The sequence below is a fragment of the Rahnella aceris genome, from assembly GCF_011684115.1.
GTDB classification, from domain to species: Bacteria; Pseudomonadota; Gammaproteobacteria; order Enterobacterales; family Enterobacteriaceae; genus Rahnella; species Rahnella aceris.
On sequence record NZ_JAADJV010000008.1, the window covers coordinates 16968 to 30834 of the forward strand.

General features: G+C 54.1%; 10 protein-coding genes. 6 read left to right on the forward strand and 4 right to left on the reverse strand.

Features of this window, described 5'->3' with window-relative positions:
* Nucleotides 1–45: 45 nt before the first annotated feature.
* A complete protein-coding gene (gene ppc / locus GW591_RS23360) occupies nt 46–2691 on the forward strand; it encodes a phosphoenolpyruvate carboxylase (RefSeq protein ID WP_013577573.1) in 2646 nt (881 codons plus the stop codon).
* A gap of 72 nt (nt 2692–2763) precedes the next feature.
* Here the strand turns inward: ppc and metF are convergent, their stop codons facing one another.
* The 3 genes from metF to metB all read right to left on the reverse strand — a co-directional run bounded on the left by metF (nt 2764) and on the right by metB (nt 7518).
* Nucleotides 2764–3672 carry a methylenetetrahydrofolate reductase gene (gene metF / locus GW591_RS23365; protein WP_013577574.1) on the reverse strand — a complete coding sequence of 303 codons (909 nt, stop codon included), beginning with the start codon at nt 3670–3672 and terminating at the stop codon, nt 2764–2766.
* Nucleotides 3673–3919: 247 nt separating this feature from the next.
* Entirely contained in the window at nt 3920–6355 is a 2436-nt protein-coding gene (locus GW591_RS23370) for a bifunctional aspartate kinase/homoserine dehydrogenase II (RefSeq protein ID WP_013577575.1), read from the reverse strand.
* 2 nt (nt 6356–6357) lie between these two features.
* Entirely contained in the window at nt 6358–7518 is a 1161-nt protein-coding gene (gene metB / locus GW591_RS23375) for a cystathionine gamma-synthase (RefSeq protein ID WP_013577576.1), read from the reverse strand.
* Between the two features lie 330 nt (nt 7519–7848).
* Here metB and metJ point away from each other — a divergent pair, with 330 nt between their 5' ends.
* Complete coding sequence (gene metJ / locus GW591_RS23380) at nt 7849–8166, forward strand: met regulon transcriptional regulator MetJ (RefSeq protein WP_004392248.1); 318 nt, start codon at nt 7849–7851, stop codon at nt 8164–8166.
* 170 nt (nt 8167–8336) lie between these two features.
* Here the strand turns inward: metJ and rpmE are convergent, their stop codons facing one another.
* The gene (gene rpmE / locus GW591_RS23385) at nt 8337–8549 is read right to left on the reverse strand and encodes a 50S ribosomal protein L31 (protein WP_013577577.1); all 213 of its coding nucleotides are present in this window, start codon (nt 8547–8549) and stop codon (nt 8337–8339) included.
* Between the two features lie 201 nt (nt 8550–8750).
* Here rpmE and priA point away from each other — a divergent pair, with 201 nt between their 5' ends.
* From priA to hslV, 4 genes are all read left to right on the forward strand, one after another.
* A complete protein-coding gene (gene priA / locus GW591_RS23390) occupies nt 8751–10946 on the forward strand; it encodes a primosomal protein N' (protein ID WP_015690597.1) in 2196 nt (731 codons plus the stop codon).
* Nucleotides 10947–11149: 203 nt separating this feature from the next.
* Entirely contained in the window at nt 11150–12178 is a 1029-nt protein-coding gene (gene cytR / locus GW591_RS23395) for a DNA-binding transcriptional regulator CytR (RefSeq protein ID WP_015690598.1), read from the forward strand.
* Between the two features lie 99 nt (nt 12179–12277).
* Complete coding sequence (gene ftsN, locus GW591_RS23400; protein WP_071823634.1) at nt 12278–13219, forward strand: cell division protein FtsN; 942 nt, start codon at nt 12278–12280, stop codon at nt 13217–13219.
* A 115-nt stretch (nt 13220–13334) separates the two neighbouring features.
* Complete coding sequence (gene hslV, locus GW591_RS23405) at nt 13335–13865, forward strand: ATP-dependent protease subunit HslV (protein ID WP_015690599.1); 531 nt, start codon at nt 13335–13337, stop codon at nt 13863–13865.
* Nucleotides 13866–13867: the final 2 nt, after the last annotated feature.

A 13867-nucleotide genomic window follows, 5' to 3' on the forward strand; every position in this document is an offset into this window, starting at 1 on the left:
TTTACAGAATATAAAAATTAAACGAGAGAACGGGTCAGAGGTAATATGAACGAACAATATTCCGCAATGCGAAGTAATGTCAGTACTTTAGGTAAATTGCTGGGCGACACGATCAAAGATACGTTGGGAGAGCATATCCTGGATCGTGTTGAGAAAATCCGTAAGCTGTCGAAATCCTCCCGTGCCGGAAATGACGCGGATCGACAGGAGTTACTGTCAACGTTGCAAAACCTCTCAAACGATGAGCTGTTGCCTGTTGCCCGTGCTTTTAGCCAGTTTCTGAATTTAGCCAACGTGGCTGAACAATATCACAGCATTTCGCCGCACGGCGAAGCGGCCAGCAATCCTGAAGCGCTGGCGCAATTGTTCGATCGTCTGAAATCCAAAAACCTCTCTGAGCAGCAGTTACGGGATGCCGTTGACCAGCTTTCTATCGAACTGGTGCTGACCGCACACCCGACAGAAATCGCCCGTCGTACGTTGATCCACAAACTGGTGGAAGTGAATAACTGCCTCAAGCAGCTCGACCATAACGATCTGGCCGATTACGAGCGCAAACAAATCATGCGCCGCCTGCGTCAGTTAATCGCGCAATCATGGCACACCGATGAAATCCGCAAAAACCGCCCTTCTCCGGTGGATGAAGCCAAATGGGGTTTTGCGGTAGTCGAAAACAGCCTGTGGGAAGGCGTGCCGGCTTTTCTGCGCGAACTGAACGAACAGCTGGAAACCTCACTGGATTACAAAATGCCAGTGGAAGCCGTGCCGGTTCGCTTCACCTCCTGGATGGGGGGCGACCGCGACGGTAACCCGAACGTAACCGCCGATATTACCCGTCATGTGTTGTTGCTGAGCCGCTGGAAAGCGACTGATCTGTTCCTGCGTGATATCGCGGTGCTGGTGTCAGAACTGTCGATGACCGAATGCACACCGGAACTGCGTGAGCTGGCCGGCGGTGCGGACATCATCGAACCTTACCGCGAAATCATGAAACAGCTCCGTTCGCAGCTGACCAATACTCAGGTGTATCTGGAAGCCCGTCTGAAAGGCGAGCGTGTTGCACGTCCTCATGATTTGCTGGTGAAAAATGACCAACTGTGGGCGCCGCTTTACGCCTGCTACCAGTCATTGCAGGCCTGCAACATGGGCATTATTGCCAACGGCCAGTTGCTGGATACCCTGCGCCGCGTGCGCTGCTTCGGCGTGCCGCTGGTGCGTATCGACGTGCGTCAGGAAAGCACCCGCCACACCGACGCTATCGCAGAAATTACCCGTTATCTGGGTCTTGGCGATTACGAAAGCTGGTCAGAATCCGACAAACAGGCTTTCCTGATCCGCGAACTGAACTCAAAACGTCCGCTGGTGCCACGTCACTGGGAACCGAGCGCCAACACCAAAGAAGTGCTCGATACCTGTCAGGTGATTGCCGAAGCGCCGGAAGGCTCGATTGCAGCGTATGTCATCTCGATGGCGCGCACGCCGTCTGATGTGCTGGCCGTACACCTGCTGCTCAAAGAAGCCGGTTGTCCGTTCCCGATGCCCGTTGCGCCGCTGTTCGAAACGCTCGACGACCTGAACAATGCCGACGATGTCATGAAGCAATTGCTGAGCATCGACTGGTATCGCGGTTTCATTCAGGGCAAACAGATGGTGATGATTGGCTATTCCGACTCCGCAAAAGACGCGGGCGTGATGGCCGCATCGTGGGCGCAATATCGTGCGCAGGATGCTCTGATCAAAACCTGCGAGAAAGCCGGAATTGCCCTGACTCTGTTCCACGGACGTGGCGGTTCTATCGGCCGTGGCGGCGCACCGGCACAGGCAGCGTTATTGTCTCAGCCTCCGGGCAGCCTGAAAGGTGGCCTGCGCGTTACCGAACAGGGCGAGATGATCCGCTTCAAATTCGGTCTGCCGGAAGTCACCATCAGCAGTCTGGCGCTGTACACCTCTGCAATTCTGGAAGCCAACCTGTTGCCACCGCCTGAGCCGAAACAAGCCTGGGTGGATATCATGGAACAACTGTCTGACGTGTCCTGCAAAATGTACCGTGGCTACGTTCGCGAAAATAAAGACTTCGTGCCTTACTTCCGCGCCGCAACGCCGGAACAGGAACTGGCCAAACTGCCTCTGGGTTCACGCCCGGCGAAACGTAAAGCCAGTGGTGGCGTCGAAAGCCTTCGTGCCATCCCGTGGATTTTCGCCTGGACGCAAAACCGCCTGATGCTGCCAGCCTGGCTGGGTGCCGGTGCCGGTTTGCAGGCTGTGGTTGATGACGGAAAACGCGACGAGCTGGAAACCATGTGCCGCGACTGGCCGTTCTTCTCCACGCGAATCGGTATGCTGGAGATGGTGTTTGCGAAAGCTGACCTGTGGCTGGCGGAATACTACGATCATCGTCTGGTTGGGAAAGAATTGTGGCCGCTCGGTCAGCAGTTGCGCGATCAGCTGGCAAGCGACATCAAAGTCATTCTGGCGATTTCTAACGACGATCATCTGATGGAAGATTTGCCGTGGATTGCAGAATCCATCGCACTGCGAAACGTCTACACTGACCCGCTGAACGTCTTGCAGGCTGAATTGCTGCACCGTTCCCGCGAGCTGGAAAAAGACGGCAAGCAGGATGCCAACGTCGAACAGGCGCTGATGGTGACGATTGCCGGTGTGGCAGCGGGTATGCGTAATACCGGCTAGTTTTCGCTGACATCAGCCCAAGAAAAACCCGCGAATTCGCGGGTTTTTTGTATTCAGTGTCGGGCAAAAAGATTAAGCGCGAACCGGCACAGCGATGTCTGGACGCACACCCAGCGTGTGGCAAATCGCGTAACTCATTTCTGCACGGTTCAGGGTGTAGAAATGGAAGTCCTTCACGCCTTCGCGGCTGAGGATTTTCACCATGTCCATCGCGATATTGGCACCGACCATTTTGCGGGTTTCGGCGTCGTCATCCAGCCCTTCAAACTGGCTGTTCATCCAGTGCGGTACACGCACATTGGTCATCGTCGCAAAGCGGGTCAGCTGTTTGAAGTTAGACACCGGCAGGATGCCAGGCACGATTTCCACGTCAATCCCCTGACCGGCGCAGCGGTCGCGGAAACGCAGGTAACTTTCCACATCAAAGAAGAACTGCGTGATGGCGCGGTTCGCACCGGCATCGATTTTACGTTTCAGGTTAATCAGATCTGACTGCGCGCTTTTGGCCTCAGGATGCACTTCCGGATAGGCCGCGACGGAAATATCAAAGTCGCCCACTTCTTTCAGCAGATGCACCAGATCGGTGGCGTACATTTCCGGCTTGCCGCCGCCTGCCGGCAAATCGCCACGCAGAGCCACAATGTGGCGGATGCCACTGTCCCAGTAATCCCGTGCGATCTGACGCAGTTCATCGCGGCTGGCATCGATACAGGTCAGGTGAGGTGCCGCTTCCAGACCGGTACGTTCTTTAATGCCTTTGATGATGCTGTGCGTACGATCACGCTCGCCGGAGTTCGCACCGTAAGTCACAGAGACAAACTTAGGCTTGAGGCTGCTGAGACGATCAATAGAGCTCCACAACGTATCTTCCATCTCGCTGGTACGAGGCGGGAAAAATTCGAAAGAAACGTTAATCTGACCCTGTAATTCAGCCAGATTCTGGTTCAGCGCTTCGCGCTGGTTTGCGTGGAAAAAGCTCATAAACACTACCTCATGGATCACTGCGTTTTGATTATGGTTCGTTATAATGGACGTTTGGACGTCTAAACGTATAGATAGAAAATGACGGAAAGAGAACAAAGTGTCAACGTTAAAATGATGGCAGGGGATGATTAATCTTCACGCAAACTGAAAGAATTTCACGTTGCGAAAATGAGGCTGAGGGGAAGCTGAGGAAAGTTAGAGGTTTTTTACGCCTTCCCCTCATGAGAGGGGAAGGCGTAAGGAATTACAGAAGTTGCGTCAGACGATTAAGATCAGATTGCAACGCACCTGCGGTCACGTCACGCCCTGCACCCGGCCCGCGGATCACCAGCGGATTATCACGATACCAGCGACTTTCGATAGCGAACACGTTATCGCACGGCAGTAATGCGGCCAGAGGATGGTCGTCACGCACCGCTTCAACACCCACACGGGCTTTGCCATTGGCATCGAAACGGGCCACGTAGCGCAGCACCAGGCCCATTTCACGGGCGGCTTCCAGACGTTGCAGCATTTGCTGGTTCAGCGCCTCACCGTCTTCAAAAAACTGATCTACGGAACCGTTCGCGCAACTTTCCGGCACCAGAGATTCCACGCGAACCTGCGTCGGTTCGATGTCATAACCCGCTTCGCGCGCCAGGATCACCAGCTTGCGCATGACGTCCTGACCGGATAAATCATCGCGCGGATCCGGCTCAGTCAGCCCCTGCTGCCAGGCTAAATCCACCAGTTCGGTGAACGGCAGCGTGCCGTCAAATTGCAGGAACAGCCAGGACAATGTTCCCGAGAAAATGCCGCTGATGGCCAGAATGCTGTCGCCGCTTTCGCGTAAATCACGCACCGTATGGTTAACCGGCAAACCAGCGCCGACAGTGGCGTTATACAACCAGTGGCTGCCGGTTTTTGAAAACGCGTCGCGGATCTGACGGTATTTATTCGTGTCCGACGCGCCTGCCTGTTTGTTGGCACTGATGACATGGAAACCGTAGCTGGCGAAATCCAGATACTGATCGGCCAGTTCAGCGCTGGCGGTGACATCCAGAACCACTAAATCGTCATAAGGATGCGCGCGCATCCACAGGAACAGCGATTCTTCGTCATGCGCCTGCGATTCATCATCAAAGAAGGCCAGCGCACGGCTGGCGTCCAGCCCTTCATAATTGAGCAGACTGCGCTTGCTGTCGACCACACCGGCCAGCACAAACTCGAAACCGCTGCGGGCAGAAATATTCTTTTGTTCACGGGCGAACAGTTCCAGCCAGCGTGAACCGATATTGCCTTTACCAAACAGCATCAGACCGATTTGCTTTTCAGCACGGAACAACGTTTTGTGCAGCCCCTGAATCAGGTGCGCGGTCGGGCCGATACGCAGTACAGCCACCAGACTGATACCGTCTTCGGCCTGCCAGATAAACTCCACTGGCTGATCTTTCATTTCCTGATAAAAACGGTGGCTGTGCAGCGGATTCTTGCACACGCCCGCCCCGACCAGCGCCACCAGCGCCAGCCCTTCACGCAGGGTCAGACGCGCCGGAAGGGCTGCCTCTTCGAGAACCTGCAACGCGCTACCCGCCACTTCAGAGGTGTAGCAAAGTTGCAGCAGATTACGGTCAGGATGAATGCCGGTACACAGCGGTTTGATCTGCGCACGTTTAAGCAGCAGCTCAACATCTTTTTGTGCCAGACCAAAATCGTGGCCGGAAGGAATGACCATTTCGATCAGACAAATATCATCATGGCTGGTGACAATTTTCGCGCCGGTACCGGAAGCCAGCACGCGTTCAATACGCGTTGAGCCCTGCTCCGGCTGGTAACTGCAACGCAGTTGCAAATCAATATCGCTGCCGGAAACCGGCTGAAGGGTACGGGTGTGCAGAACCGGTGCCGCCAGACGCGCAAGTTCACTGGCTTCATCGAGACGCAATAACGGCAGCAGGCAGGCATCTTTCACTTTGCGCGGGTCGGCGCTGTAGACACCGGCCACATCACTCCAGATGGTCACACGGCTGGCATTAGCCAGTGCGCCAATCTGGGTGGCGGAATAGTCACTGCCGTTACGGCCAAGCAGTACGGTTTCACCCGCGTCACTGCGGGCGATAAAGCCGGTCACCACCAGATATTGCTGAGGATGCTGCGCGAGAAGTTGTTGCAGCAGCGGATACGAACGGCCTTCATCAACCTGAGGTTGCGCAGCGCGTTCAGCCCGCAGGAATTCACGGGCATCCAGCCAGGCGGCCGGTAATTCCAGCTTACACAGCACTGCAGACATCAGGCGTGCAGACCAGACTTCGCCGTGCCCGACGACTTCAGCATAAATTGCATCGGTCATTTTGCCGTCAAGCAAAACAGCCAGACGTTCGAGATCATGAATAAAAGAAGCAATAAGCGGTTCGGCCATTTCCGGCGGCAACAGACCAGTTATCAAATCACTCTGATAACGGCGCAAAGCCTGCTGAACCTGATGCGCAGAAATTCTGTCTGTCTGGCTGAGCTTCAGCCAGCTGATCAGCTGGTTGGTTGTGCTGCCAGCCGCCGACACCACCATCATGTCACCCGGCTTCGCATACTCGGCCATAATGCCAGCGACACGCAGATAACACTTCACGTCGGCCAGACTGCTACCACCAAATTTGTGCAACTGACGACTTCCCGCCGGCGCTGCAACCGCTATTGCATTCATACTTACCTCGTTGCCACTGACTGGAATGCATTTTCCAGATCAGCAATCAAATCTTCGCTGTCTTCAAGACCTACAGAAATACGGAGCAAGCTGTCAGAAATCCCGGCGGCTTTGCGCGCTTCCGGCGCCATGCCAGCATGTGTCATGGTCGCGGTATGAGAAATCAGGCTTTCGACGCCTCCCAGTGATTCTGCGAGGGTAAATAACTTCAATTCTTTCAGGAAATGGCGCAACTGAGCTTCATCTCCGTTAAATTCAAAACTGATCATGGCACCAAAGCCACGTTGCTGGCGGCAGGCAATTTCATGTCCCTGGTTTTCCGGCAGCGACGGATGATACAGCTTTTTGACCTGCAATTGTTTTTGTAAATAAGCAACAATTGCCAGTGCATTTTCCTGTTGCTGTTTCACGCGAACCGTTAACGTGCGCAAACCGCGCAATAACAGATAGCTGTCAAAGGCCGCAGCGGTAACGCCAATGTTGTTCGCCCACCAGGCGAGTTCTGTCGCATGTTCTGCGGTCTTAGATATTACCGTACCGGCGACCACATCAGAATGCCCGTTCAGATATTTAGTACATGAATGGACGACTAAATCCGCACCAAGCTGCAATGGATTTTGCAACGCCGGACTCAGGAAGGTGTTGTCCACCACTGTCAGGGCACCGGCGGCGCGGGACGCGTCGCAAATCGCCTGAATATCCACCACACGCAGCAAAGGATTGCTCGGCGTTTCAATCAGCACCAGCTTCGGTTTTTCTTTCAGCGCATCGGCCAGCGCCTGTGGATCACCCTGATCCACAAACAGCACGCGATACGCGCCACGTTTGCTCAGGCTGTCGAACAAACGGTAACTGCCGCCGTAGCAGTCGTGCGGCGCAACCAGTAAATCGCCAGGTTTCAGAAAGACCGTACACACCAGATGAATGGCTGACATACCGCTGCTGGTCAGAACCGCACCGGCGCCGCCTTCCAGATCAGCCAGCGCACGCTGGACAACATCCCGTGACGGATTGCCGCGACGTGAATAGTCATGGGCTCTTGGCTGGTTGAAATCTTCAAAGTTATAGGTACTGGAAAGGTAGATTGGCGGAACTACACAACCATATTGCTGATCATTGTTCAGGCCACTGCCCACGGCAATGGTGGCTTGCTTGTGCGTCATAATCGTTTCTTCCTGACGAATTGCGAAGGATGAGGATATAAAGAGTAACGTCCGGATTTATAGACGTCAATACATCTGGACATCTAAACTTCTTTGCGTATAGATTGAGCAACAGCGCAATACCCGCTAAAATTATGGCGTTAATGAAGATGTCAGGCAGATCTGTCGTGCCGGGAGACGTAAGCTCAAGGTAACAAAATGAACAGTGCCGCAGGGAAAAACGTGAAATGTCCCTGTTAAATTCCGACATTTACTTAGTGAGAACAGTGAAAATCGGGCATAATCACGCGGTTTTCAGAATTTTATTTTTTGATAAATTTAAGGTGTCCCATGGCTGAGTGGAACGGCGAATATGTCAGCCCTTACGCTGAACACGGTAAGAAAAGCGAACAAGTTAAGAAAATCACGGTATCCATTCCGCTGAAAGTCCTCAAAATTCTCACCGATGAACGCACCCGTCGCCAGGTAAACAACCTGCGTCACGCGACCAACAGTGAATTATTGTGTGAGGCTTTTCTGCACGCCTTCACCGGTCAGCCTTTGCCGAATGACGAAGACCTGCGTAAAGAACGCAGTGACGAAATACCGGAAGCGGCGAAGATCCTGATGCGTGAACTGGGTGTGGATCCTGATACCTGGGAATACTGATCGCAACATCGCAAAGATGTGCTGAAAGACCGTGCGGCTCCCGTCGCGCGTTTTTTCAGTATCTGCGCGAAGAAAGAGAGTGCGGGAACGGGCATTTTATCTGGCGGGACGTCAAACGACAGGTAACAAAAAAGGCGCCAAAGGCGCCTTTTTTTGCTCTCAAGCGAAGCTTATTTGCTGCCTGGAACGCTGAAACGCTTGTTGAAGCGGTCAACGCGGCCACCGGTAGCCACTTCACGTTGCTTACCAGTGTAGAACGGGTGGCATTCGCCACAAACGTCCAGGTTCAGATCGTGACCCACAGTTGAGTGAGTTTTGATAACGTTACCGCATGAGCAAGTTGCAGTAACTTCTACATATTTAGGGTGAATACCTTGTTTCATGGAAAACCTCTTCTTAAGGCCGCGTCGCTATCCAACCCTGTTCTGTCAGACACCACGCGTAGTGGATGATAGGCTTTGAGTACGAAATGCACCAAAGGCGGCGAATCATACAGAATCTCTGACAACCGCGCAATCATGTTCATGCATTTCGAAGGACACAGTGTACACTATCTCGTCATTTTTTTATAGTCTGGACCCCCAATGCCTGTTGCCCACGTTGCTTTACCCGTCCCGCTCGCCCGTACTTTCGACTATCTGTTGCCGCCTGATATGCAGGTTTCAAAGGGTTGCCGGGTCAGTGTGCCTTTCGGAAAACGCGACGCCATTGGCATCGTCACTCAGGTCAGCGACTTCAGCGAATTTGGCCTGGAGAAACTGAAACCGGTGCGGGAAGTCCTCGACAGCTCCAGTCTGTTTACCCCTGATCTGTGGCGCATCTTGTTTTGGGCCGCCGACTATTACCATTACCCGATCGGCGAAGTGCTGTTCCATGCGCTGCCGGTATTGTTACGTCAGGGGAAAGCCGCTGAGCTTACACCGCTGTGGCAATGGTTCGCCACCGAGGAGGGGCGCGCGACGCCGCTCGACAGTCTCAAACGTGCGCCAAAACAACAGCAGGCGATGGCAGCACTGATGCAAAAACCGTTGTATCGTCATCAGGTTGCCGATCTTGATCTTACCGATACGGCCCTGCAGGCATTACGAGCCAAAGGGCTGACGGATTTACGCAGTATTGCGCCCGCCACGCACGACTGGCGCCAGGATTTCTCGGTGATCGGCGAACGTTTACGACTCAATACCGAGCAGGCCACCGCCGTCGGCGCGATCCGCAGTGAAGATCAGCAATTTTCCGCCTGGTTGCTGGCCGGTGTAACCGGCTCAGGTAAAACCGAAGTGTATCTGAGCGTGCTGGAAAACATTCTGGCGCAGGGTCGGCAGGCGCTGGTGATGGTGCCGGAAATCGGCCTGACGCCGCAAACCATCGCACGTTTTCGCGAACGTTTCAGTGCGCCGGTGGATGTGCTGCACTCCGGCCTGAACGACAGCGAACGCCTCGCCGTCTGGCTGCGGGCGCGCAATGGCGAAGCGGGCATCGTCATTGGCACCCGTTCATCGCTGTTTACACCGTTTGCGCGCCTCGGCGTCATTATCATTGATGAAGAACACGACAGTTCTTATAAGCAGCAGGAAGGCTGGCGCTATCACGCCCGTGATCTGGCGGTGTACCGCGCTCACGCTGAAAATATCCCGATTATTATGGGCTCGGCAACCCCGGCGCTGGAAACGCTGCACAATGTTGAACTGGGGAAATATCGTCAGCTCAAACTGACCAAACGTGCCGGAAATGCCAAACTCGCCCGTCAGAATTTGCTGGATTTAAAAGGGTTGCAGCTGAAAGTCGGGCTGTCTCAACCGCTGATCCAGAAAATGCAGGAGCATCTGAAAGCCGATAATCAGGTCATGCTGTTCCTCAACCGCCGCGGCTATGCGCCTGCCCTGCTTTGCCATGAGTGTGGCTGGATAGCCGAATGTCAGCGCTGTGATCACTATTACACTCTGCACCAGAATCAGCGTCAGTTACGCTGCCACCATTGTGACAGTCAGCGCGCCGTGCCGCATCAGTGTCCGCATTGCGGCTCAACACAACTGGTCTCGGTCGGCGTCGGTACAGAACAGCTGGAAAACGAACTGGCGCCGTTGTTCCCGGATACGCCAATCACGCGCATTGACCGCGATACCACCAGCCGGAAAGGTTCGCTGGAACAACACCTGAATGAAGTCCATCGTGGCGGCGCACGTATTCTTATCGGCACCCAAATGCTGGCAAAAGGGCACCACTTCCCTGATGTTACGCTGGTGTCATTGCTGGATGTCGACGGCGCGCTGTTCTCGGCAGATTTCCGTTCTGCCGAGCGCTTTGCCCAGCTTTATACGCAGGTTTCAGGCCGTGCCGGACGTGCAGGCAAACAGGGTGAAGTCGTATTGCAAACTCACCATCCCGAACATCCGCTGTTACAGGTGCTGTTGCAGCAGGGCTACGACGAGTTCGCCAGACAGACCCTGGCGGAGCGCAAAAGCGTCTTCCTTCCTCCTTATACCAGCCACATTATGATCCGCTCGGAAGACCACGATAATCAGCAATCTGCGCTGTTCCTTCAGCAGTTACGTAATCTGCTCGAATCCAGTCCGCTGAAAGATGATTCGCTGTGGATCCTGGGGCCGGTTCCTGCCTTACAAGCCAAACGCAGCGGACGTTTCCGCTGGCAGCTTTTATTGCAGCATCCTTCACGGCGCGTTTTGCAGCATCTGATCAAAAGCTCTCAGCCGCTGATTTCAAGTCTGCCGCAAGCCAAAAAAGTGAAATGGACACTGGATGTCGATCCGATTGACAGCTGATTCCAAAAGCGAATTTGCGTGAATAGTCAGGTTTTTTGCGTGATGCATCGAAAAAAGCATCTGGGTCACACTTTTAATGCAAATTAGGTAACAAATCCTACTCACATTCTGTTTAGAATGTGATGAGCTACACATCATGCGTAGCCAGGTGAGGAATGTTGATGTTGTTGTCTCAGTTTGATGCTGTTGCAAGGAGAGAGACGTTGGAGCACAAGAAAGAATTACCCGCCGCAACAATGAAAGATGTGGCTGAACAGGCAGGCGTTTCAACAGCAACCGTATCCCGTGCATTAATGAATCCGGAGAAAGTCTCCGCCGCGACTCGCCAGAAAGTTGATCAGGCCGTCATGGCCGTCGGTTATTCTCCTCATGCCCTGGCCCGCAACCTGAAGCGTAATGAATCACGCACTATTTTGGTGATCGTCCCCGACATCTGCGATCCGTTTTTCGCCGATCTGATCCAGGGGATCGAGCGCACGGCCGCCGAAAGCGGTTATCTGGTGTTGATCGGTGATTGTGCTCAGCAAAATCAGCAAGAGAAAACCTTTATCAATCTGATCATTACCAAGCAAATTGACGGAATGCTGCTGCTCGGCTCTGATTTACCTTTCGATGCCAGCAAAGAAGAACAACGCAATCTGCCGCCGATGGTGATGGCGAATGAATTTGCGCCGGAACTTGAACTGCCGACGGTCCACATTGATAACCTGACGGCCGCGTTCGAAGCTGTGCATTATCTTCTCAAGCTGGGGCATCAGCGTATTGCCTGCATCGCCGGGCCAAAGCATATGCCATTGTGCCAGTACCGTTCACAAGGTTATGTGCAGGCGCTGCGCCGCAACGGACTGAGCGTCGAGAGCAAGCTGACCATTCATGGTGATTTCAGCTATGAATCGGGGGCGCAAGCCGTCACCGAGTTGATGGCCCTGCCCGTGCCGCCGACGGCGATTTTCTGCCACAACGATGTGATGGCGATTGGTGCCATGTTCCAGGCGAAAAAAATGGGTCTGCGCATTCCGCAGGATTTGTCGGTTGTCGGTTTCGATGACATCAAGGCCAGCCAGTATACCGATCCTCCGCTGACGACCGTTGCGCAGCCGAGATTCCAGCTTGGCCGTCAGGCCATGTTATTATTACTTGAGCAGTTACAGGGAAATCCGGTACAAAACGGTTCGCTGCTGCTTGATAGCGAGCTGGTGGTGCGGGAAAGCACTGCGGCCCCAAAAGCGTGAGTCCGATTTTATGCTGTTCAACAGTTTTAATTTCAGTAAATGTTCAGGGTTGAGTAACATGACGCACTTCTTCATTCATCACGACACAGCGAAACGATAGTGGCACAAAGAGACTATGTAAGCCGTGGGCGCTCAGGAGCGCGGCGGAAAAGTACCAGCCGGAGTAAAAAACGCAGTTCCACAACGATCTCCAAAACCATGGTGGTGTTAGCCGTTGCGGTACTGGTGGTGTTTGTCGGTGGCCTCTATTTTATTGCGCACAATAAACATGAAGAAGCGACAGTGTTGCCGACGCACGCTGTCCGTCCGGGTAATGGATTGCCACCTAAGCCAGAAGAACGCTGGCGCTACATTAAAGAACTGGAAAACCGCCAGATGGGCGTCACCACGCCGACAGAACCGACGGCGGGCGGACAGGTCGAATCCAAAACACAACTGACGCCTGAACAGCGCCAGCTTCTCGAACAGATGCAGGCCGATATGCGCCAGACACCAACACAGTTGTCTGAAGTGCCGTATAACGACCCGAATCAGGCCACGCAGGCACCAGCGCATACTCAGCGTCAGGTTCAGCAACAGCAGCCGACGTACGCGCAGCAGCAGCCGGTAACTCAGCCGCGTCAGGTTCAGCCACAGCCAACGTATACGCCGCAAACGCAGCCGGTACGTGCGCCTCAGGCCCAGGTGCAAACGCAACCCGTTCAGCCAAAACCGAAGCCGCAAGTGAAAGAGCCGGTGAAAGAAGCACCGAAACCGCAACAGCCAGCCACCATTACCCAGGCTGAGCCGGAAAAACCGAAAGCACAGGAAAAAACCCAGCGCTTTGTGGTTCAGTGCGGTTCGTTCAAAGGATCTGAGCAGGCGGAATCCCAGCGCGCCAAGCTGGCATTCGAAGGTTTTGAAGGCCGGATCACCACCGGCGGTGGCTGGAGTCGCGTCGTCATCGGCCCGTACAACAGCCGTTCTGGTGCTGACAGCACACTATCGCGCCTCAAAGGCGCTGGCATCTCCGGTTGCATTCCCGTCGCAACCGGGGGTTGAAAACCCGTAATCCTTCCCCAATCTATACTTTCAATATGCCCCGTAAGTTTGTGAGACACGTTCAGTGTCCCGCAAACCTGCGGGGATCTTTTCCGTCTGCAACGAGGAACCGCTCGTGACAACAATTGTAAGTGTACGCCGCAACGGCAAGGTCGTTATCGGTGGTGATGGCCAGGCCACATTGGGAAATACCGTCATGAAGGGCAACGTCAAAAAAGTACGTCGCCTGTATAACGACAAAGTGATCGCGGGCTTTGCTGGCGGCACGGCTGATGCCTTCACGCTGTTTGAGCTGTTCGAACGCAAACTGGAAATGCACCAGGGTCATCTGGTGAAAGCCGCCGTTGAACTGGCAAAAGACTGGCGTACCGACCGTATGTTACGCCGTCTGGAAGCCCTTCTGGCCGTGGCCGATGAAAACGCCTCGCTTATCATCAGCGGTAACGGTGACGTTATCCAGCCTGAAAACGATCTGATTGCCATTGGTTCCGGTGGCCCGTATGCCCAGGCTGCTGCACGCGCGTTGCTGGAAAACTCCGAGCTTGAAGCGCGCGACATCGTCGAAAAATCGCTGAGCATCGCCGGTGACATCTGCATCTACACCAACCAATTCCACACTATCGAAGAATTGTCTTCTAAAGCGTAAGG

Excerpts from the sequence above, each read along its gene's own strand:
- ppc (WP_013577573.1), top strand. The coding sequence starts at position 46 with ATGAACGAACAATATTCCGCAATGCGAAGTAATGTCAGTACTTTAGGT.
- metF (WP_013577574.1), bottom strand. The coding sequence starts at position 3,672 with ATGAGCTTTTTCCACGCAAACCAGCGCGAAGCGCTGAACCAGAATCTG.
- GW591_RS23370 (WP_013577575.1), bottom strand. The coding sequence starts at position 6,355 with ATGAATGCAATAGCGGTTGCAGCGCCGGCGGGAAGTCGTCAGTTGCAC.
- metB (WP_013577576.1), bottom strand. The coding sequence starts at position 7,518 with ATGACGCACAAGCAAGCCACCATTGCCGTGGGCAGTGGCCTGAACAAT.
- metJ (WP_004392248.1), top strand. The coding sequence starts at position 7,849 with ATGGCTGAGTGGAACGGCGAATATGTCAGCCCTTACGCTGAACACGGT.
- rpmE (WP_013577577.1), bottom strand. The coding sequence starts at position 8,549 with ATGAAACAAGGTATTCACCCTAAATATGTAGAAGTTACTGCAACTTGC.
- priA (WP_015690597.1), top strand. The coding sequence starts at position 8,751 with ATGCCTGTTGCCCACGTTGCTTTACCCGTCCCGCTCGCCCGTACTTTC.